Source organism: Paraburkholderia haematera, from assembly GCF_905220975.1.
In the GTDB taxonomy this organism is placed as follows: domain Bacteria; phylum Pseudomonadota; class Gammaproteobacteria; order Burkholderiales; family Burkholderiaceae; genus Paraburkholderia; species Paraburkholderia haematera.
In genome coordinates this window covers 107,606-127,297 of the sequence record NZ_CAJNBK010000008.1, presented here as the reverse complement: position 1 = coordinate 127,297, position 19,692 = coordinate 107,606, and the positions used below count along the sequence as shown (strand labels likewise).

Genomic DNA, 19,692 nt, shown 5'->3' with positions numbered 1-19,692 from the left:
GAGTTTTTTATATGTACCTGACGATCCGCCACGACACGTCCTATCGCTACGAAGCGACGGTCCATTATTCGATCCAGCAATTGCGTCTGACGCCGTCAAGCGGTGCCTCGCAGGTGGTGCGGCGCTGGAGCATCGATGCGCCCGGCAAGCTCGACGCCACCTTCGACGCCTACGGCAACGTGCTGCATACGCTCGTCATCAACAAGCCGCATGGCGAGATTCGTCTGCATGTAGCGGGCGAAGTGGATACGATTCCGCTGATCGATGGGCAACTACCCGACGCCGTCGGCCCGATTCCGCTGGAGCATTTCACCTGCTCGACGCGTCTCACGGAGGCCGACGCGGCGATTCGCGAGCTGGCCCAATCGGTGCCGAGCCTCGCGAGTTCGAGCAATCTGATCGAGTTGTCCGAACAGATCTTGCAGCGCGTGAAGTACAACCCCGGCATCACCGAAGTCACCAGCACGGCCGCGCAGGCGCTCGCGCTCGGCAACGGCGTGTGCCAGGACCATGCGCACCTGATGCTGGCCTGCTGCCGCGCGCGCGGCATTCCGGCGCGTTACGTGAGCGGCTACATCGAACCCGGCGACGTCGAGCACGGCGCGAGTCACGCATGGGTCGACGTATGGCTCGACGGCCGTGGCTGGATTTCCGTCGACGTCACGCATGCGGCGTTTGCCAGCGAGATCTACTGCCGGCTTGCCGTGGCGCGCGACTACGAGGCGGCCGCACCGGTGCGCGGCCGGCGTATTGGCGGGCTGGAGGAGCAGTTGAAGGTGTCCGTCACGGTCAGTGGGCAACAGCCGCAATAGCGGCGGGGTAAGGCGCATGCGAGTCGCATTACAATAGCGCCGTTCTGTCGTTTTTTGCGGGTACCTTTCCTTATGACTTACTGTGTCGCGATGTGCGTCGACGAAGGGCTCGTGTTTCTTTCGGACACGCGCACCAACGCGGGCGTCGATCACATCAGCACCGCGCGCAAGATGTCGGTGTTCGAGCAGCCGGGCGAGCGCATGCTCGTGCTGCTGGGCGCCGGCAACCTGTCGCTCACTCAAGCGGTGCTGCACGAGCTGTCCGAGCCCGCCGATCCTTCGCAGCCCACGCTCTGGAACGCGCCCACCATGGCCGACGCGGCCCGCGTGATCGGCCGCGCGGTGCGCGGCGTGCATCAGCGCGAAGCCGAGGCGTTGCAGGAATTCGGCGTCGACTTCAATTGCAGCTTCATTCTCGGCGGCCAGATCGCGGGCAACCGGTCGCGCCTCTTCATGATCTACGCGGCCGGAAATTTCATTGAAGCGTCGGCCGTGAACCCGTATTTTCAGATCGGCGAGGCCAAGTACGGCAAGCCGATCATCGATCGGGTGCTGACGCCGTCCACGCCGCTCGACGAAGCGGCCAAGTGCGCGCTCATTTCGATGGATTCGACGCTGCGGTCGAATCTTTCCGTGGGTCTGCCGCTCGATTTGCTGGTCTACGAGAAAGATTCGCTGCGCGTCACGCGTTTCGTTTCGATTGATCACGACAATGCGTACTTCGAGATGATTCACCGTACGTGGGGCGAGCGGCTGCGTCAGGTATTCGGGGAGATTCCCGATCCGGACTGGCAGGATTCGCCCAATGTGCCGCTGCAGCAGCGCGAGCGTGCCTTGGTGCTGCATCGTGCGCCGGTGGGGGCGGACGGCGTGGAGCATGAGCTCGATGCGAAGCCGGCTCAGACGTTGGCGCAGGCGGAGAAAGGAAAGGCCCAGCGGCGCTAGGCGCCTCAGCGTAGGGCTACGGCCGGAAGCATCACAGCAAGGTCGTCACGAGCCTGTTAAGGGCTTGCTGGCGGCCTTTTCTTTTAGTTCGCTCGTTTGAGTCGGCGTGACCCGGACGGTCCGGTCTACGCCGCGCGTGTCAGAACCAACGGACGAAAAAAAACCAGCCACGGGCTTATCGCCTGTGGCTGGTCTTCAACTGCGTATTGCTTCAGCAGTCAGTCTGTCAAGCTCGATTAGAACTTGTGGCGGATACCCAGGCTGAGGATTTCTTGCGAGCTCGAAGCCGACGTCACGCCATACGAACCGACCGAAGCCGTTGCCTGAACGGAGGAACCGTCTGCAGCACGTTGGTTGCCCGTTGCGTGCTGGTAGGCACCAACCAGGTAGAAGTCAGTACGCTTCGAAATCGAGTAATCCGCACCCAGCGAAACCTGGTTATACGTCGCCGACGTATCGCCGCTTGCCTTCGTGTAGATGTAGCCGAGGCCCACCAGCATTGCCGGCGTTGCCTGATAGCCAACGTACGCGCCGCCAACGTTGTACTTCTCGCTCGACGTGAAGCCCGTCGATGCGCCGTCCGGCTTGTACTGTGCGTTGCTGTAACGCAGACCGAACGTGAACGGACCTGCGACGTATTGCGCTGCAACTTGAGCGATACCGATCGACTTGGCCGACGAGTACGTGTTGTTGATCAGCGAACCGTCAAACGTGCCGTCCGACGTGCTGCTCCAGGACGCGCCCGTTGCCGCGCTGACCTTACGTGCCGTTGCCGACGAGTTGTTGTCTGCGAGGAAGTAGCCTGCAGCGATGCTGAACGGACCCGTTGCATAGGTTGCCGCGGCCGACCACGTTTGGCCCGAACCCGTTTGACCGGCCACGCCGCCGAGTGCGTACATGCCTTCGAACTGGAAGCCGCCCCACACCGGCGAGGTGTACTTGATAGCGCTGTTCGTGCGCGAGGAGTTGTCGTTGTTGTCGACGTCGCCCGGCGTTGTGAAGGTGGAACCGAAGTAGTTGTCACCCGTCAGCGGCTGAACCAGGTCGACCACCGGGTCATATTGACGGCCGATCGTCGCGGTACCCCACGAGTCGCCCGTCAGGCCAACATAAGCCTGGCGGCCGAACAGCGCGTTCGTGCCGTTGTAGTTGCCCATCTTGCCGTTGTTCGGGTTGAAGCCGCTTTCCAATTGGAAAATCGTCTTCAGGCCGCCGCCCAGGTCTTCCGTACCCTTCATGCCCCAGCGGCTGCCCTGCAGATTGCCGGCTGCGAGGCCCACCGAGTTGGCGTTCTTGCCGCTAGCATCAACGGTGTTGTGAATGTACTGGACCGAGTCGTCGATCAGGCCATAGAGGGTCACGCTGCTTTGAGCATGTGCTACGCCGGTAGCGCCGAGAAGCGCCAGCGAGAGGGTAGACAGGGCGATTCGTTTCATCCAATTCTCCACGCAGATGATTAGTTTGTTGTTGCGGAAAGGAGAATAGCTCACTGCCTCAACCGGCAAGAACTGGAAAAAAAAGAGTGTCTCTAAAAAGTGACAATCGACGCAAAGCCTTGTATTTAAAGCCCGTTAACGATTGTTGCTATTTTCGCAATATTTATTCGTTGACTGAGCATTATTGTTGTTTTGTTGACAGTGAAGGCTCCGGTACCTGCAATTTAGACACTTGTTTGAATGGCCTTTGTAATCTAGTCGTCTAGATTTCGACGCCTGTTTGCAGCATCCATATAAAAATCGAGTCGCGTAGCGCTTGACGGGCGCGCTGGACAGAATTTATGCGCTGTGAGCAGGCGCAACCGCTGCGCCGGCCACTTGTGACCGAGTGGCCGCTTCAGTCCTCACTCGCGACGGCCGTCATCGTCCCCGTTGCGACGCGCCACGGTCGCGACGGCCAGTCCGGCTGCCGCCGCAAACAGCACCGAAGTCCACGGATGTCGTCTGACATAGCGATGGGCCGCGACGGCCGTGCGGCCCGCTTCGACCAGCGTGACAGCGGCGACGCGCGTCGCCTGCGCTTCGGCAATGACGACGGTGCGGCCGATCTTGACCGCGGCGGCGCGCGCGGACGTCTCCTTTCGCGTTTGCACCTGCGGCAAAGCCGAAGCCGGTGTAGCGGCGGCAGGTGTCGAGGCTGATGCCGCTCCGGTTGCAGGCGCCAATCCGGCAGCACGGGCATCGCCGTCTTCCATGCGAGGCACGGCACCCGCGCTGACTGTCGACGCCGCCAGCACGGAAGCGAGCTTGGCGCGGCTGCCGGGCGGCGACTCGTCCTGCATGCCCCATCCGCCGCGTGGATCGTGCATGCGCCCGCGCGCCGCCGAAAACTCCGCGCCGAGCAGGAGCACCGCGGCCGAGAAGTACAACCACATCAGCAGCACGGCCAGCGAGCCGGCCGCGCCAAACGAACTCGCCATCCCGGCGTGCGCGATATAAAGCGCGAACAGCTTCTTGCCCGCCGAGAACAGCACGGCGGCGACGATCCCGCCGACGAACGCATCGAGCCAGCGCACCTTGGCGTCCGGCAGAAACTTCAGCAGGCCGGCAAAGGCGAAGGCCAGCACCAGCAAGCCGACGCCGAACTGCAGCAGATTGCCGATCACCACGTACGGCGAGTCGCCCCACAGCCATTTGCCGATGAAGGTGATGACCGTATCGAGCACCAGCGAGACGATCAGCAGGAACGCGACACCGAGCACCAGGCCGAACGAAATCAGGCGCACGCGCACCATCGCGATCACGCTCGACGAGCGCGGCCCGGTGTAGGGCCACACTAGATTGAGTGCGCTGTTGAGCGACGAAAAGGTAGCCGATGCGCCGATCGCCAGCATCGTGAATGAAATGATCGCCGCGATGCCACCGGCGCTGCCGCTGTGATGGGCGTTCTCAACGATGGTTTGCACGCCCGCGGCGGCCTGGTCGCCGAGCAGGCCGTGAATGTGGGTGAACAGTTCACCGCGCGCGGCTGCCGCGCCGAAGAACCAGCCCGCCACGGCGATCACCATGACCAGCGTGGGCGCGAGTGAGAATGCCGCATAGAAGGCGATGCTGGCGGCCATGGCCGCGCAGCGGTCGTCGGCAAACTGTTTGAATGCGCTGATGGCCCAACTGGCCTGCTTGCGGGCTACCAACTGGAGGTTCTCGGCGGAAAGCGTGTCGGTGTCCATGGTCGTTTTTTTCTCAAGGGGATACTGGCGCGAGATACGCCGCGTGCGTGCCGTTGAGGTGGCCTCGGCGCCCTCTACATCGACGCCTTTCGCAAACCTTGCGTCTGTCACTATAACAAGCGCTGCATGCACGTGGGCGCGATACGCCGCAAGCACGTGTGCCGTTAGAATGCCGATGGACCTTTACACGTTGAGCACCATGCACTCGCACGAACTTATCAAGCAGTTGGACGTCATTCCCACGGAACAATTGAGCGCACATTTGCCGGCGCATGTCGTCGACAATCTGCCCGCCCAGGGCGTGACCGTATTTGCCGTTAGCGACGACGCTTCGGACACCGCCGAATTTAGCGCGCGCTACGGCTTTGGTCTCGAGGACTGCGCCAACACGATCGTGGTCCGCTACAAAAAAGAGGGCGCCGAGCACTACGCGGCGCTGGTCTCGCTGGGTTCGCTGCGCCTCGACATCAATGGCGCGGTGAAAGCCGCGCTGGGGGCACAGCGCCTCTCGTTCGCCAAACGGGAGGCCGCCGTGGAGCATAGCGGGATGGAGTTCGGCGGAATTACGGCGTTCGGCTTGCCGGAAGACTGGCGCGTTCTCGTCGACGCCGCCGTCATGGAGCGTGCTCAGATCGTGATGGGGGCAGGGGTTCGGGCGGCCAAATTGTTATTGGCGCCCGAGGTGCTGCAACAGTGGCCGCGCTGTGAAGTGGCCTCGCTTGCGCTGCCGGTCGAGTGAATCGTCGTGAAGGCAGCCGGCGGCGCGGCTGCATGGCGGCGACTGGCGGTGACTGACGGTGACTGACTGCGTCTGGCGAGTGCGTTTGCTCAGATGATCAGACGAGAGACCTTGGTGCCTTCGAGCGACACACCGGCCATCAAGCCGCCGTTCGTCAGCACAAAAGCTTCGACCGGGCTGGTGGCGGTCGAGGTGTCGACCGCGCCGTTCGCGCCAACCTTCAGCACGGCGACTGTTGCATCGGCGCCTGCCGCCCATCCCTGGCTGCCGAGGAAGTTGTTGAGCGCGTCTTGCGTCATGAACAGGAAGATGAGCGCCTTGGACTGTGCGCCGATCTGCAAACCGAACGAGCCCGCGACGGTGCTGTAATAGCCCGCCGTGCGTCCGGCCACGCGCAACGCGCCTTCGCCGTATTGCCCGCCAACCCAGAAGCCCGCCGAAATCACCGAGGGGAACACGAGCACGCCGCGCGCCTTGCCGACCAGCTCACGGGAGCCGGTGACATTCTCGTAGAGACGTGACAATGTTGAATCGACGCCGGCGTTGATCGTGTCGCGTTTGCTGGCGTTCGTCGAGGACGACGAGGTCGAGGACGGTGACGTAGTCGTGCAGCCGGCGAGACCCAGGCCCGCCGTAGCCAAAGCGGCGCTCGTGGTCATGATGAATTGTCGTCTGCGCATGATTGTTCTCCTTGTGCGTGATGAAGGTTGCGATTTCTCATTTGACACTGGGTGCCAGGTGCCGTGACACCGGCAGGCCCGTACATTTTCTAACCAGCATGTAGCGTGCCTGACGTCACGGCCTGGGTATCAGACTGTCATGATACGCAGACGTTCGCGCGGGGATTCACGGCGTTCGACGCCGCGTCCCCCGATCCCTACGCCGCCGGGCGGATATTCTGATTGTGGCGGAACAGATTGTGCGGGTCGTAGCGGTTCTTCACGGCGGCGAGACGCTCGTAGTTTGGCCCATACGCGTCAGCCACCCGGCCGCCTTCCTCCTGCGTCATGAAGTTGACGTACACGCTGCCTAGCGCGAACGGTGCGGCTGCGTCGAAGAAAGCGCGAGCCCAGGTAATGCAGCGCTCGTCATCGTTCGCGTCATCCCAACGGCTATGCACGTTCATCGCGTACTGCGTGTCGCGGCTCGAATAGGCCGTGGCTTCGACGGGCACCCGGCTCGTCTGTGCACCGATCTGCCCGAAGAAGATTTCGCATTGCGGCGACGGCAGGTTGTCGATCGCGCCGAGCAGCGCATCGATGAGGCCGTCCGGAATCCCGTCGAGGTTGTGCGACTTCCAGTAGTTGCGAGCCCCCGGCGTAAGCAGCGGGTCGAACGCCTGCTGCCACATGGCGTACGGCATCGGCCCAAGCTGTTCGCCGACCGGCGTGCCGAAGCCGCGTACAGGCTCCACCACGGCCGGCCCGTTTTCGACGGGGCCCGAATAGCACATCGCGAATACGATGACCGGCTTGCCGTGCACCTCGGGCGGCAGGAACGGCAACGGTGGCGCAAGCCGCAGCACCGCCCATACGCTCAATTCCTCAGGCATGTCCTTTACAGCCGTGCGGTACTGGAGCAGGGCATTCCTCGCCTGATCGAGCGGCAGCACAACGAGCCCGCCGTATACGAGTGGCCCTACCGGATGCAATGCGAATTCGAAGCGCGTCACGACGCCGAAATTGCCGCCGCCGCCGCGAATCGCCCAAAAAAGATCATCATGTGAATCGGCGCTCGCGTGCAGTAACTCGCCGTCGGCGGTGACCACATCCGCTGAAATCAGACTGTCGACGGTCATGCCGTATCTTCGGCTCAGCCAGCCGAACCCGCCACCGAGTGTTAAACCCGCTACACCGGTGGTCGAGTTGATGCCAAGCGGCGTGGCGAGCCCGAACGCTTGCGCTTCGTGGTCGAAATCGCCGAGCGTCGCGCCGGGTTCGACATAGGCGCGCCGCGCTACCGGATCGATATGTACGGATTTCATGGGCGACAGGTCGATCACGAGGCCGTCGTCGCACAGCGCGGTGCCGGCGATGTTATGGCCGCCGCTGCGCACCGCCAGCGGCAGGCCGTTGTCGCGCGCGAATGCCACGCCGCGGCGCACGTCGGCCAGGCCGGCGCAGCGCAGGATCATCGCCGGATGCCGGTCGATCATGGCATTCCAGATGCTGCGGGCGGTATCGAAACCCGCGTCGCCGGGCAGCAACAGCTCGCCTCGGATCGCGGCTTTGAGTTCTTCAGCGGCGCTGCTGGACACACTAACCATGACACACCTCCAGACATGATGGGAGACGCACTCAAAACACAATTCAGCTGAACAAAGTAAATTGAAAGCGTCCGGACAGGTTCATTTTGCGTCCAGTAAACGGTCCTGCTTCCTTAACTCAAACGAAGGTAAACCCGCGTCTGCGATCGACGCGGCGCGAAAGCGCGTGCTGCAAGTGTCCGCGCGTTGCGGCGCGAGCCATGCCCGTCGCGGCCGCTACGTATGGTGGAAATGCTCCGGGGAAAGACCGCGAGAAGAACTGTTGGTTGTGCGCCGCGGTGGTGGCTGCGTGGCGACACTTCTGTGGCCGGAAGGCGGCATTTTTGCGGTATCGCGACGCACCGGCTGGCGCACTACCCGGCTTGATTGTGTTGCGCCGGCTCGCCGTGCGGCAGGGTCGAACTTACCGAACTGCCGCGCCCCGAGCCTGCGCGCGGTGAGGTGCTGGTGCGAATCGCCGCGAGCGGCCTGAATCCACTCGACACCAAGATCCGCGCCGGCACCGCCGGGCACGCGAAACATCCGTTGCCGGCTGTATTGGGAATCGACATGAGGGGCGTCGCCGGTTAGCAGCACGCATTGTTCGGATAAAAGCATCTCCTTTTCTGTTGTCGATGAGATTGCGGTTTTCTCTCGTTCGCTCAGTGGGACGGCGCACGGATAAAAACGGCACTCGTTGAGAGGCAGTCGTCGATGTGCGTAACGGCGCGTGCCTCGCGTTTGAATTGCACTGTCTGTGTGATTGCGCTCACTCCCGTCTTTGCAAACTCTCTTTTGTGTTCGGACAAACACTTATACGAAACGTTTGTTCGAGTCACCGTCTGCTCCTCTTCTCTCACATTGCCAGTCTGTGGGTGACAGGTTCGCGTGCGGCTATTCGATTCATATGATGAAGAGATTCGCACATCAAATGAAAATAATAGTTTGGACTGCATATCTACAAACAAAAAGTCAGAACATTTTTCACGGCGGTAATTGACGATATTTGACAGTCTGGCAACGCAATTAATCGGAAACAGGTCATCGCTATCGCCTTGCGTGGGCTAGCGCACGGTCGCCGGACGGCGCCCCGCATAACTTCAACTTCTATCAGGCCCTGCTGTGCTCTTTTCAAGGCTTTGTTCGCGCACGGCGAGTTGTTTATCCCGGACCGCGTCAAATCGGACCGGGACTGTCCGCGGGAGAGATGTCGCGCGTCGCGCATTCTTCGTGCCGCACGCGGCAATGTCGACCGGGCTTTGAAGTTTCATTTTTTAACAGCGAACAGAGATTCACTCGTTATCTGGATCTGTATTTCGAGATGTATGTTTAGGAGAATGAAATGAAAAAGCAAAACGGGGACGCGCGGGCGTTGGGGACAGGCAAAGCGGTATTGGCTGTCGCTGTGAGTCTTTATGCGGCGATGGCGGGTGCTCAATCGGGTTCGGAGACTCCCGCGGCGCCATTGGCCAATTCGACGAAATTGTTGGTTGCGCAAGGATTGCCGATCGGTTGTTCGCTATCCGACACGTTTGCCTGCAGGCAGGAAGCGGGTGGATCGCGGGCATCCGGCGGAGCCGGAGTGGCAGCGACCGCAGGTCTGGGGTCGACATCGGGTTCGGGCTCGCAGAGCGGCAATGGCAGCGGAACTTCGTCGGCCGGGGCGGGAGTCGGCGGCGGCTCGACATCCGGCTCGGCGGGACTGGGTGCGGGGGCTGGGAGCGGTGGTGGGGGGAAGAGTGGGACGGGCAGTGGTGGGTCTGGTAGTGGTGGAAGCGGTGGGAGTGGTGGGACGGGAAGTGGTGGAACAGGGAGTGGTGGAACGGGAAGTGGTGGGACAGGAGGTGGTGGGACAGGAAGTGGTGGGACAGGAGGTGGTGGAACAGGAGGTGGTGGGACAGGAGGTGGTGGAACGGGAGGTGGTGGGACAGGAGGTGGTGGGGCAGGAGGTGGTGGAACGGGCGGTGGTGGAACAGGAGGTGGTGGGACAGGAGGTGGTGGGACAGGAGGTGGTGGGACAGGAGGCGGTGGGACAGGAGGCGGTGGAACAGGAGGTGGTGGAACGGGCGGCAATGGTGACGGTGGTCATGGCGACGGTGGTCACGGCGACGGTGGTCACGGCGACGGTGGTCACGGCGATGGCGGTCATGGCGACGGTGGTCACGGCGACGGCGGTCATGGCGACGGCGGTCATGGCGACGGTGGCCACGGCGACGGTGGTCACGGCGACGGCGGTCATGGCGACGGTGGCCACGGCGATGGCGGTCATGGCGACGGTGGTCACGGCGATGGCGGTCATGGCGACGGTGGCCATGGTGATGGTGGTCACGGCGATGGCGGTCATGGGGACGGTGGTCACGGCGATGGCGGTCACGGCGACGGTGGTCACGGCGATGGCGGCCATGGTGACGGCGGTCATGGCGACGGTGGTCACGGCGACGGCGGTCATGGCGACGGTGGCCACGGCGACGGCGGTCATGGCGACGGCGGTCACGGCGATGGCGGTCATGGCAACGGTGGTCACGGCGATGGCGGTCATGGCGACGGTGGTCACGGCGATGGCGGTCACGGCGATGGCGGTCATGGCGACGGTGGTCACGGCGATGGCGGTCATGGCGACGGCGGTCATGGAGCTGGCGGTCACGGCGACAGCGGTCATGGCGACGGTGGCCACGGCGACGGTGGCCACGGCGACGGTGGCCACGGCGACGGCGGTCATGGCGACGGTGGTCACGGCGATGGCGGTCATGGCGACGGCGGCCACGGCGACGGCGGTCATGGAGCTGGCGGTCATGGTGATGGTGGCCATGGCGACAGCGGTCATGGTGATGGTGGTCATGGCGACGGCGGCCACGGTGACGGCGGTCATGGAGCTGGTGGTCACGGCGATGGCGGCCACGGCGACGGCGGCCACGGCAGTAGCGGCCAAGGCAGCAGCGGCCAAGGCAGCAGCGGCCAAGGCCACGGCGGCCAAGGCCACGGCAGCGGCGGCCAGGGAGGCGGTTACGGCGGCGGCCACGGCCACTGATGCAGCGGGAGTTCCTCAGCGCGCGGCAACCGGCAAACGGCTTCCCGCGCTGATGTCCTGGCCGGCATGAAACGAGCGGACAGCCGAAAGTCCGTCTCCTTTCACGCCCGCAAATTCCGCGTAAAGGAAGAACAGAAATACCAACACGCGACAATCGCGTGCACAAAAAATCCCATCGACAGTGTCGCCTTGAACCCAAAAGCCATCCTGTCGATGGGATGACTCACGGCAACCTCTCCCCACCCCAAAAAGCCAACTGCTACCCAAGGCCCTCACTGCACCACTTCAACCACCAGCCTTCTCAAACTCAACAAGCATCCGCTCAACGCAATCCTCGGAAACGCAATCGACGTCCGCCTGACAGCGTGCCATCTGTGATTAAATGCCGAGGTCTCGCTAGCCAACTAAAACGCCAAACTCAAACCCCAGCGGGCATACCGCAACGATCCATTCATAACGGAGTTCGCGTTGATTAACAAACAGACCGCGCTACCGCAAACGCCATTGCGAATTGCGGCAGCGCAAGCGCAACCGGTTTCCGGCGACATCATGGCAAACATTGCCAGAACGGTCGAACTGGCCGGCGTTGCCGCCGACCGCGGCGCGAAACTGGTGGTTTTTCCAGAGAAATTCCTGAGTGGCTACGAGCCCGGCCTGATTGCAGGCGATCCCGCAAAATACGCCTTCGAAGATCACGACGCGCGGCTCGAGCCGATTCGGGAAGTCTGCCGCCATCGCGAGATCGCCGTGATCGTCGGAGCGGCAACGCGTGACGCAGATGGTCTTCATATTTCTTCGCTGGTGTTCGGCCGTTCCGGCGAGCGGATCGAGCGATATCACAAACAACACCTCTATAGCAGCGAGGCGGCGATCTACCGGCCAGGCACGCAAGGCTGCATGCTGGAGATCGGCGGATGGCGGCTCGCGCTCGGCGTGTGTTACGACTCGGGCTTTCCGGAGCATGCGCGCAGTGCTGCGATGAACGGTGCGCACGCGTATCTGGTGAGCGCGCTCTTCAGCCTGAAGACCGGCTATCACCAGTCACGCATCTGGTTTCCGGCGCGAGCTTTCGACAACACCATGTATGTGCTGTTGTCGAATCACGTCGGCACCACAGGCGGATGGGAAACGTGCGGTGCGAGCGCGATCTGGGGCCCCTATGGCGACGTGGTGGAAGAAGCGAGCCGCGAACGGGCGGAGGTGATCACCGCGCTACTCGATCCGGCTGTGCTGGCCGACGTCCGCGAACGCGAGACAGTGCTGGCGGACTTCAAGGCGCACGGCGACGAGACAGCGGGTCGTTACGTGGTGCGCCGTCTGGATTAACAGATTGCGCGACCCGCCTGAGCGATGAAGAAGCGCATAGACTCAGCTACATGCTCAAGAGGGAGGAGCAGCAAGTGGCGCAACTGACGCAATGCGAAATCGCGAGAAGCGGACCGATACCGATACCGTTACGATTACTGTTACTCAGCGAAGACGTCGAATAAGTCCGCACGTGCAATCATGCAGAGCAGAACATATCATCCGCTACAATGACGCGCACTACCCACCTGGAGACTCGCTTTGAAATCTATCCTTGCTTTGGTCGCCGCGGCTGTTCTTTCGTCCACGGCGATGGCCGCTTCCACCATCGAAAAATTGCCGTCCGGCGTAGTCGTTGAACATCTTACGCAGGGCACGGGTGCGCAGCCGGCCGCTGACGATGTCGTGAAGGTCAACTACCGTGGCACGCTCGCTAACGGCACTGAGTTCGATAGCTCGGCGAAGCATGGCGGCGCGGCAACCTTTCCGCTGAACCGCGTGATTCCGTGCTGGACGCAAGGTGTGCAGAAAATGAAAGTCGGCGGCAAGGCCAAGCTGACTTGCCCGGCGGCCACTGCCTATGGCGATCGCGCCGTCGGACCGATTCCGCCGAATAGCGACCTGACGTTTGAAGTCGAGCTTGTTGGTATTGTCAAGTAATGCGGCGCGACGTGCGCTGAGAATGAACCCCGCTCCGGAGGTGGAAGCGGGGTTTTTTCTTTTACGGGCACTGCTTTTTGTGCCCTGCAACCCATCCTCGATCAAGCCTCACGACTATTCGATCGTAAAGGAAGAGCGGTTCTGGTCTTACTCGGACGGCGCGAAAAGCATCGATACGTACACAATAGTGGAAACGACGATAATGCCGACGCCGACAAAGACTTTGGTGCGATTGAATTCAAGGCCACCGTTGATGGCGACGCCAATACCCACTACAGAAGATAGCGTGCCGATAGTAGCCAGCCAGACGTGAATCTTGCTGCGTATCAGGCTACGCCGCTCCGGACTTGCGCCCGCTCTCCATTCACTGAGTTTCATTGCAGGTTCCTCATTCGCTAGCGTGTTAGTGGCTCGAAGGCTCGAATTAGAGACAATGCGACAAAGCGTGTCGTTTCGCATTGCGACTGGTTTTTCAATTATTCGAAGCATATATGAGCCGCCGGAAGGTGCAAACCATAAGCCGGAAAATTTCAGCGTCTGGTTGACGCAGCGCTATTCGGTGGCGCAACCCATATCGGATCGGCTATGGGGATCGATCTGCCGGATTCACTTCCAGACAGGATCGGCGTAATCGGCAGTGGGGCCAGCTTCGCGACCGATTACACAGGGCGGTAAAGATCGCGACAACGGCAGTCGCTTTTTTAAAGTATTGTTGCACTCGGTCGTTTACGTTCTACGCGTGCGCCGCGCTGCAGCCGCCGCCTCGCGCATTCCGGAATCACTGGCATTCATTCGTTGCGCGTCGGGAGCGCCTGCCATGAATATCGACTTTCACTACGGTGTGGTCTACATCGTCGCCCGTACCGGCGGGATGTCGGCCGGCGAGGCACTCACCGTGGCGCATGCCTGCCAGTACGTCGACGACGCGACCACGTCAGGAATACTGCGGTTTTCTGGCGGTGAGACTTTCGAGCGCTTCGCCACCGCTCACAAGCTATTCGACTATACCAACACGGAAAACGACCAGAACCGGCTGGTATGGGCACCATTCCATTTTCTGCCCGCCGGTGTCGGGGAGACCCTCGAAGACAAGGCGGTGTGCCGGGCCGATAGTGCCGTTGCCCGCGAGGTGGTCCGCCGGGCGATCAGACAGCGGGGCGCCGACACGGCGTTGCACCGTCTGGGCGTGACGCTTCACACGTACGTCGACACGTGGGCCCACCAGGGCTTCGCCGGTATCGAAAGTCCGACGAACCGCGTTCATTTTCTGGAGGCGGAAGATTGCACGCGGGAAGGCTGGCTTGCTCGCCTTACGCGCGCCACACGGCATCTGGTCGAGCATATTGAGGAAGATGTGCTGACGCTTGCACTGCCCGTCGGTCACGGTGCCGCCTTGCACTATCCCGATCAGCCGTGGGCGAAATGGCATTACGTCGATGGCAGAAACGTGCGCGTCAATAGGCACAATCTGCCTGAGTTCATGCAGGCGGCTGAGATGACTTGCCGCGCGGTGCGCGCTTACGTTGCAGGACGGGAAGATTTTGAAAACCAGCCCGGTCTGCCGGAAGATGTCAAAGCCGCGCTGACAGCGCTTCTCGACACCAATCGAAACCCGGACGACAACAAGCGCCTGCAGAGCATTTGCGAAGCGGTGAAAACCGGCGCCATTCCAGGCTTGTCGGAGTCGATTCCGGACTATGTGCCCAAGGGGCCAGGCTCCTGGAAATACAAAGCCACCGGATTGCAGTCCGACGACGACAGCGGGGACCGGCCCCGCTGGAGCGAAGTCTTTGAGAAAAGCGATTACCGGTGCTTTCACGACGCCGTCAAGGAGCACCGTTTCGTGACGACGCAGGAGATTCTGCCGGCGTGCGGATTGCGGATCGCGTGAACAGTCCCGTCTATTCCATCCTCATCGGCTGACGTTGCGCGACCCGTTCTTCCGCCTGTTTCTTCGCCAGATGTCTTCCCATCAGGCAGCCGCCCACCGCGCCCACTACCGCGTGGTGTCCGGCATAGTGGCCGGCGACTCCACCCACCACCGCGCCTTTCATACAACCGGCCGCGTTCGCCGTGCCGGCTGCGGCCGAACTCAGTGCAACTGCCGCGAGGGCAACCTTGATAGATCTAGCGTTCATCTGAACGTACCTTGCTATTGCGTCTTTCGAAAGTGATGGTTTCGCGCGTCAATTCAATAGCCACCCCAGCGGCCGCGTTCATGCCATTCGTGCTCGCGCCATTGCTCGCGGCGCCATTCATGTTCACGCCATTCGCGGCGTTTGCGCCACTCGCGCGCGCGCCAGTCGTCGTAGCCGCCGTAGGCAACCGCGACCGGTGCCGGACCGTAGGCGACCGGCTGTGCAACATAAACGGGAGGTGGCGGCGTATAGACGGCGACCGGCACACCGATTCCGACGGCTACGTTCACGTGTGCCGATGCCACAGACGATACCGCCAGAATTGTCAGGCCAAATGCCGCGCCAATGATCTTCTTGTTCATCTTCCTTCTCCTTGCACATCCAGTGCGATGCATCCAATTGCTACCGGGTTGCCATTGCTCTGCTGCTGAATACGGTTCGGAGTGTAGGAGGAGGGTCCGGACACAGGTGAAACAGCGGTGCGAGATTGGTAACGCGGGGTTACCGGCAAAAAAAAGAACTACCGCCCTTTGAAATTACCAATGCTTGCCTATAGTAGAAGCGGTTATTGCCGTATTGCACAGCGGCCGGCTTCTCTCGACGTGGGTGACGGGGAAAGGACATGACGCAATCGAATGCTGCGATCTATCAGGCTCAGACTTGCACGCCGGATTCATTACGAACGCTTGCCGGCTATCTCGAGCTGGCACTCGACGAAGGCGCGAGCGTGGTTCTGATGCGGATCGGTACGCAGGTGCGCAGTGTTTACGTGGGCGATCCGTCCGGCGCGCTGGAGGATTTGACGGATCACGGCGTAGTGGCCGCGTTTGAGGCCGAAGAGATGCTGGCTTTGACGCAGTTGGGACTCAACCGGATAACCGCCGACGATCAACAATACCGCTTCATGCGCAGTGTGAGGTATATCGCCGACCGCCAGGTTGTTGTCTTTACGCCGATTTAAGTAGCCGGCCGGCAATTGGGAAAGCGAAAGAATGCGGCTGCCGGATAGTGGACTTGAAAGATTCGTACTCCACGGGATGCGTTTCCCGTGCCGGTCTGTTGCCTTTATAGCCGCATAGATCTGCCTTTCTGGCGCTATTCATGGCATAGTTCGATCGATTACCACATAAGGAGCAATCAAATGCCCACGTTAGAGCAAATCCAGGCAAAGCTTAAGAAGCTCCAGGCGCAAGCTGACGTCCTTATTGCCAGGAAAGCACAAGCCGCGGTCGACCAGATTCGCGAATTGATGATCAAGCACGGTCTGACTACCGCAGATATCGAAGCCAAGGCAAAGGCGAAACGCGCCGCGCATGCATTGAATGGACGTGTTGCAAGTGGCAAGGCAAAAGCCGCCGCAGGCAAGTCGATTCCGAAGTACCGCGACAGTAAAACCGGCGCGACATGGACCGGCCACGGGCGTGCACCGGCCTGGATTGCGGCCGTCAAAGACCGGACGCTATTTCTGATTGAAGGCGCTAGTGAGTTGAAATCCGTGTCGAAGGCATCGGTCACTCGCGCCAAAGTCGGGAAAAAAGGTCAGCCTAAAGGCGCACAGCCGGCCAGGTACCTCAATCCGGAAACCGGCGCTACCTGGAGCGGACGCGGTCCGGCGCCGGCATGGCTCGCATCGGTCAAAGACCGAAGCAGGTTTCTGATTGATAGCGCTGCGGCAACCGGCGCGGTCGCCGCCAAAAAAGTAGTAACGGCGAAAAAAGCAGTCGCGTCGAAAACGGTTGCGAAGAAGGGCGCTGCGGCGACTAAAAAGGCCACGGCCAAGAAAAGCGTCGGCAGGCCTGCTATGAAAAAAGCCGCCGCAAAGAAGACCGCTGCGGTAAAGAAAGCACCGGGTCGCAAGATGGGTGGCAAAGGCAAAGCCGGCGCGACAAGCGCTGCCGCAGCACCGCAAACCTCGACGGTGCAAGCCGGCGCGTGAGCGCAACGGAGTCGTGAAGTAGATGACTAGTACGCTCGACTTACCCCAGCAGGAAGACCATGTCGTCCTGCTGGACTCCGTTCCTCATCCGGCAGCCGACGCCGCCGAACCGTTCATTGTCGCGAGCGATCGCCGGGTAATCCTGGCTTATCCGATTGCTGAATCCGACTTCGAAAGATTCGGACCGTTCGATTCCGACGACGATCCATTTTGCACGGTGCTGTTTCCCGACGCCGAGTTTCATCGGCTGGGACCGCCGGGCGATGTCGATCTCGAGATCCATCCGCTTGCGTCGCAAGGGCTCAGTGGGTACTCGGTTCATGAAGTCATGAATTCGTCGCTGGCCGCCGAGATTTCGGCCGTCACTTCGCCTGGTCCTGCACGGCGCCATTTTGTCATCACGTTTCAGGGCTCCACGTTCGAATGCGTGGCGTCGGACTATACGGTGGTCGGCGTGTACGGCGCGGGTGAGATTGCCAGCCGGGAAGCGTTCTCACTGGTTCGTTAGCGTGCCGGTGGTTGATGCTGTGCGGTGTAGCTGCTTGTTTCCAGTCCTGTCCTATCGCCCAAACGCTCGCTTGTGCAGCGTTTCGGGCTATCCGATTCACACCTCGTCGATCACCCGGCACTCAGCGTAGCAACTGCGGTCTTGCGGACGAAGTACGTCGAGAGGCCTGCGCCGCTGCGGGATATGCGGCTGCGATGCAATGACTGCGCAACGCGATGCTGTTTCCTTTCAATAACATTTTCCTCGCCAATTTCGAACGTATGCTCAATGACTTTTTTAGTTTTTATTTTTGAAATATGTTAAAAACCTTTTCGTCATCGTATGTTGACATCAAGTCTTCACGCAGTGAGGGCAGACTGGCGTCTACGAATGGCGTGCGGCAGAGATTGAAGCAAAGCTTTCCCAATTACATATAAATATATTACGAGGCATCGAACGCTCGATTGAAGCGCGCCTGAGTTCAGGCACGCACCAAAAAGCGTTGGCAGGTATCACATCGAGTGGTACATGTTTTCGGTGCAGCAGCGGTCGTCGCGGATCGGACTTGCCGGCGTAAAGGCAAGTCGCATGGGCCTGATCCCCGGTAGTACGGCCGCAAGGCGTCCGCTAGAGCGGGCGCGGTATCGGTACGCATTTGCGTTGCGCAAGTGCATGCGAATACGCCATGCCCATCGAAAAACTCCTTGTTCCGCTACCGGCGGGCCTGAAAGTCTACGTTGAACGTCACGTATTCGATCCGGCCTTCGAGAGCGTCATTCTGATCAACGGCGCGCTGGCCACCACGGCGTCGTTCGGACAGACAATCAAATACCTCGGCGAACGCTACAACCCAATTTGTTTCGATTTACCTTATGCGGGTCAATCGAAAGCGCATAACGTGTGCGACTTCGTGCTCACAAAAGACGATGAAGTCGACATTCTGCTGCATCTAATAGGCTTATTCGAGCCGAGCTTCCTGTTGTCGGTGTCATGGGGCGGAGTAGCGTCGCTGCTTGCCCTCTCGCGGGCGCGCACCAGTGTGCGGCGCGCGGTGATTGCGTCGTTCTCGCCGCGGCTCAACGAGGCGATGACCGCCTACGTGACAGCGGCACGCGACCACATCGCCGCCGGCGAAAATCTGAAGGCCGCGCAACTGCTCAACGATACCGTTGGCCGGCATTTGCCGCGCATCATGAAGCTCTACAACTACCGCTACCTCTCGACACTGCCGCGCGATGAGCAGGACCAGGTGGCCTTTCACGTCGACCAGATTCTGGCCATTCGTCCGGAAGACTATCTGCACGAGTTTCGCAACATCGATTGCGGATTGAAATTTCTCAACGGCGAACTCGACGACTACACCACGCCTGAGGACGTCCGCTCGCTCAGCGCGCATCTGAAGCGCGCCGAGTTTCTCACGGTCGAGCAGGCCGGGCATTTCCTCGATCTCGAAGGCCGGCCCGCGTTGCGTCAGGTCAGGACGGCGATTTTCGATTACTTCGGCGCCGCGCGAGTGCAGGCGGCGGGCCGTGCGCTCGACTGCTTCGACGCGTTCGCCGCCCGCTCGCCCATCATGCCGCCGCAGCAACCCGCCATTGCCAACGTTGCGTTGCAGGCCACCGCCGATCACTCGTTCCAACAGGTCGAACTACCGTGAATATCGCTCAGAGCATCGCCATTGTCGTACCGTGGGCGTTGTGGCTGCTGTATTGGGTCGCGACATCGAACCGCGTCAAGGAGACTGCGCGCAAGGAGGCATCGCTATCGCGCACCTTGCAGTCGATTCCGCTGATTGGCGGGGGCGCGCTGATCGTGCTGCCGGACTTCAACACAGCGGCGTTGTCCATCGATCCGCATGCGTTCGGGCCGCTGCAGCTCGCCGGCTTCGCTGTGCTACTGGCGGGCCTTGCGTTTTCCGTTTGGGCGCGGCTGCATCTGGGCACCAACTGGAGCGTATCGGTCACGCTGAAGGAAGGGCACGAGCTGGTGCGCAGCGGGCCTTATGGACTGGTTCGTCATCCGATCTATACCGGTTGCCTGCTGGCGCTCCTGGGGGGCGTGATGATCGGCGCGCAATGGCGTGGCGTGGCCGGATTATTGCTGATTTTCGCGTCGCTCGCGTACAAGGTCCGGGTCGAAGAGAGCTGGCTGACCGGTCACTTCGGCCGCGCCTATTCGCAGTATCGTCGCGACGTCGCCGCGCTGATTCCAGGTCTTTTCTGAGCTATCTG

Annotated in this window: 19 protein-coding genes and 1 pseudogene; 13 read left to right on the top strand and 7 right to left on the bottom strand. The window is 61.1% G+C overall.

Features of this window, described 5'->3' with window-relative positions; translation table 11 throughout:
• Positions 1-11 precede the first annotated feature (11 nt).
• Together KHO23_RS16700 and KHO23_RS16695 are read left to right on the top strand one after the other, a co-directional pair.
• On the top strand, positions 12-812 hold the full coding sequence (locus KHO23_RS16700) for a transglutaminase family protein (RefSeq protein WP_211612326.1): 801 nt from the start codon (positions 12-14) through the stop codon (positions 810-812).
• Between the two features lie 72 nt (positions 813-884).
• Positions 885-1,757, top strand: coding sequence for a proteasome-type protease (locus KHO23_RS16695; RefSeq protein WP_211612325.1), 873 nt, complete (start codon positions 885-887; stop codon positions 1,755-1,757).
• 236 nt (positions 1,758-1,993) lie between these two features.
• Here the strand turns inward: KHO23_RS16695 and KHO23_RS16690 are convergent, their stop codons facing one another.
• Both KHO23_RS16690 and KHO23_RS16685 read right to left on the bottom strand, forming a co-directional pair.
• Positions 1,994-3,193 (bottom strand): porin, encoded by a 1,200-nt coding sequence (locus tag KHO23_RS16690; RefSeq protein WP_211612324.1) that lies wholly within the window; start codon positions 3,191-3,193, stop codon positions 1,994-1,996.
• A gap of 404 nt (positions 3,194-3,597) precedes the next feature.
• Complete coding sequence (locus KHO23_RS16685; RefSeq protein ID WP_211612323.1) at positions 3,598-4,923, bottom strand: YihY/virulence factor BrkB family protein; 1,326 nt, start codon at positions 4,921-4,923, stop codon at positions 3,598-3,600.
• A 199-nt stretch (positions 4,924-5,122) separates the two neighbouring features.
• Here KHO23_RS16685 and KHO23_RS16680 point away from each other — a divergent pair, with 199 nt between their 5' ends.
• Positions 5,123-5,662: a YbaK/EbsC family protein gene (locus KHO23_RS16680; RefSeq protein ID WP_211612442.1), complete on the top strand. Its 540-nt coding sequence runs from the start codon at positions 5,123-5,125 to the stop codon at positions 5,660-5,662.
• A gap of 89 nt (positions 5,663-5,751) precedes the next feature.
• On the opposite strand, the gene KHO23_RS16675 is transcribed toward KHO23_RS16680, so the two are convergent.
• Entirely contained in the window at positions 5,752-6,342 is a 591-nt protein-coding gene (locus tag KHO23_RS16675; RefSeq protein ID WP_211612322.1) for a BPSL1445 family SYLF domain-containing lipoprotein, read from the bottom strand.
• Positions 6,343-6,539: 197 nt separating this feature from the next.
• A complete protein-coding gene (locus tag KHO23_RS16670; RefSeq protein WP_211612321.1) occupies positions 6,540-7,928 on the bottom strand; it encodes an FAD-binding oxidoreductase in 1,389 nt (462 codons plus the stop codon).
• Positions 7,929-8,294: 366 nt separating this feature from the next.
• Between KHO23_RS16670 and KHO23_RS35090 the strand changes: the two are divergent.
• The 4 genes and pseudogenes from KHO23_RS35090 to KHO23_RS16650 form a co-directional block, all read left to right on the top strand.
• A pseudogene (locus tag KHO23_RS35090) lies at positions 8,295-8,489 on the top strand (alcohol dehydrogenase catalytic domain-containing protein); the annotation flags it as partial.
• A gap of 1,172 nt (positions 8,490-9,661) precedes the next feature.
• On the top strand, positions 9,662-11,005 hold the full coding sequence (locus tag KHO23_RS35425; protein ID WP_268963896.1) for a hypothetical protein: 1,344 nt from the start codon (positions 9,662-9,664) through the stop codon (positions 11,003-11,005).
• A 398-nt stretch (positions 11,006-11,403) separates the two neighbouring features.
• Positions 11,404-12,261, top strand: a complete 858-nt coding sequence (locus KHO23_RS16655) for a carbon-nitrogen hydrolase family protein (RefSeq protein ID WP_211612320.1) — start codon at positions 11,404-11,406, stop codon at positions 12,259-12,261.
• A gap of 291 nt (positions 12,262-12,552) precedes the next feature.
• Positions 12,553-12,900, top strand: coding sequence for an FKBP-type peptidyl-prolyl cis-trans isomerase (locus tag KHO23_RS16650; protein WP_236066890.1), 348 nt, complete (start codon positions 12,553-12,555; stop codon positions 12,898-12,900).
• 147 nt (positions 12,901-13,047) lie between these two features.
• Here the strand turns inward: KHO23_RS16650 and KHO23_RS16645 are convergent, their stop codons facing one another.
• Positions 13,048-13,278 (bottom strand): DUF2964 family protein, encoded by a 231-nt coding sequence (locus KHO23_RS16645; protein ID WP_211612318.1) that lies wholly within the window; start codon positions 13,276-13,278, stop codon positions 13,048-13,050.
• A 439-nt stretch (positions 13,279-13,717) separates the two neighbouring features.
• Between KHO23_RS16645 and KHO23_RS16640 the strand changes: the two genes are divergently transcribed.
• Complete coding sequence (locus KHO23_RS16640; RefSeq protein ID WP_211612317.1) at positions 13,718-14,791, top strand: DUF6765 family protein; 1,074 nt, start codon at positions 13,718-13,720, stop codon at positions 14,789-14,791.
• A gap of 10 nt (positions 14,792-14,801) precedes the next feature.
• Here the strand turns inward: KHO23_RS16640 and KHO23_RS16635 are convergent, their stop codons facing one another.
• Both KHO23_RS16635 and KHO23_RS16630 read right to left on the bottom strand, forming a co-directional pair.
• On the bottom strand, positions 14,802-15,038 hold the full coding sequence (locus tag KHO23_RS16635; RefSeq protein WP_211612316.1) for a hypothetical protein: 237 nt from the start codon (positions 15,036-15,038) through the stop codon (positions 14,802-14,804).
• 53 nt (positions 15,039-15,091) lie between these two features.
• Complete coding sequence (locus tag KHO23_RS16630) at positions 15,092-15,400, bottom strand: hypothetical protein (protein ID WP_211612315.1); 309 nt, start codon at positions 15,398-15,400, stop codon at positions 15,092-15,094.
• 260 nt (positions 15,401-15,660) lie between these two features.
• Between KHO23_RS16630 and KHO23_RS16625 the strand changes: the two genes are divergently transcribed.
• The 5 genes from KHO23_RS16625 to KHO23_RS16605 all read left to right on the top strand — a co-directional run bounded on the left by KHO23_RS16625 (position 15,661) and on the right by KHO23_RS16605 (position 19,684).
• A complete protein-coding gene (locus KHO23_RS16625) occupies positions 15,661-15,999 on the top strand; it encodes a hypothetical protein (protein WP_211612314.1) in 339 nt (112 codons plus the stop codon).
• 180 nt (positions 16,000-16,179) lie between these two features.
• Positions 16,180-16,974 carry an H-NS family nucleoid-associated regulatory protein gene (locus KHO23_RS16620; protein WP_211612313.1) on the top strand — a complete coding sequence of 265 codons (795 nt, stop codon included), beginning with the start codon at positions 16,180-16,182 and terminating at the stop codon, positions 16,972-16,974.
• Positions 16,975-16,996: 22 nt separating this feature from the next.
• Positions 16,997-17,482, top strand: a complete 486-nt coding sequence (locus KHO23_RS16615) for a hypothetical protein (RefSeq protein ID WP_211612312.1) — start codon at positions 16,997-16,999, stop codon at positions 17,480-17,482.
• 664 nt (positions 17,483-18,146) lie between these two features.
• A complete protein-coding gene (locus KHO23_RS16610) occupies positions 18,147-19,118 on the top strand; it encodes an alpha/beta fold hydrolase (protein WP_211612311.1) in 972 nt (323 codons plus the stop codon).
• Positions 19,115-19,684 carry a methyltransferase family protein gene (locus KHO23_RS16605; protein WP_211612310.1) on the top strand — a complete coding sequence of 190 codons (570 nt, stop codon included), beginning with the start codon at positions 19,115-19,117 and terminating at the stop codon, positions 19,682-19,684. The genes KHO23_RS16610 and KHO23_RS16605 overlap by 4 nt, the downstream gene beginning before the upstream one ends.
• Positions 19,685-19,692: the final 8 nt, after the last annotated feature.

Excerpts from the sequence above, each read along its gene's own strand:
- KHO23_RS16690 (WP_211612324.1), bottom strand. The coding sequence starts at position 3,193 with ATGAAACGAATCGCCCTGTCTACCCTCTCGCTGGCGCTTCTCGGCGCT.
- KHO23_RS16620 (WP_211612313.1), top strand. The coding sequence starts at position 16,180 with ATGCCCACGTTAGAGCAAATCCAGGCAAAGCTTAAGAAGCTCCAGGCG.
- KHO23_RS16645 (WP_211612318.1), bottom strand. The coding sequence starts at position 13,278 with ATGAAACTCAGTGAATGGAGAGCGGGCGCAAGTCCGGAGCGGCGTAGC.
- KHO23_RS16685 (WP_211612323.1), bottom strand. The coding sequence starts at position 4,923 with ATGGACACCGACACGCTTTCCGCCGAGAACCTCCAGTTGGTAGCCCGC.
- KHO23_RS16680 (WP_211612442.1), top strand. The coding sequence starts at position 5,123 with ATGCACTCGCACGAACTTATCAAGCAGTTGGACGTCATTCCCACGGAA.
- KHO23_RS16695 (WP_211612325.1), top strand. The coding sequence starts at position 885 with ATGACTTACTGTGTCGCGATGTGCGTCGACGAAGGGCTCGTGTTTCTT.
- KHO23_RS16615 (WP_211612312.1), top strand. The coding sequence starts at position 16,997 with ATGACTAGTACGCTCGACTTACCCCAGCAGGAAGACCATGTCGTCCTG.
- KHO23_RS16675 (WP_211612322.1), bottom strand. The coding sequence starts at position 6,342 with ATGCGCAGACGACAATTCATCATGACCACGAGCGCCGCTTTGGCTACG.
- KHO23_RS16670 (WP_211612321.1), bottom strand. The coding sequence starts at position 7,928 with ATGGTTAGTGTGTCCAGCAGCGCCGCTGAAGAACTCAAAGCCGCGATC.
- KHO23_RS16640 (WP_211612317.1), top strand. The coding sequence starts at position 13,718 with ATGAATATCGACTTTCACTACGGTGTGGTCTACATCGTCGCCCGTACC.
- KHO23_RS16625 (WP_211612314.1), top strand. The coding sequence starts at position 15,661 with ATGACGCAATCGAATGCTGCGATCTATCAGGCTCAGACTTGCACGCCG.
- KHO23_RS16630 (WP_211612315.1), bottom strand. The coding sequence starts at position 15,400 with ATGAACAAGAAGATCATTGGCGCGGCATTTGGCCTGACAATTCTGGCG.
- KHO23_RS16610 (WP_211612311.1), top strand. The coding sequence starts at position 18,147 with ATGCCCATCGAAAAACTCCTTGTTCCGCTACCGGCGGGCCTGAAAGTC.
- KHO23_RS16700 (WP_211612326.1), top strand. The coding sequence starts at position 12 with ATGTACCTGACGATCCGCCACGACACGTCCTATCGCTACGAAGCGACG.
- KHO23_RS16635 (WP_211612316.1), bottom strand. The coding sequence starts at position 15,038 with ATGAACGCTAGATCTATCAAGGTTGCCCTCGCGGCAGTTGCACTGAGT.
- KHO23_RS16650 (WP_236066890.1), top strand. The coding sequence starts at position 12,553 with ATGGCCGCTTCCACCATCGAAAAATTGCCGTCCGGCGTAGTCGTTGAA.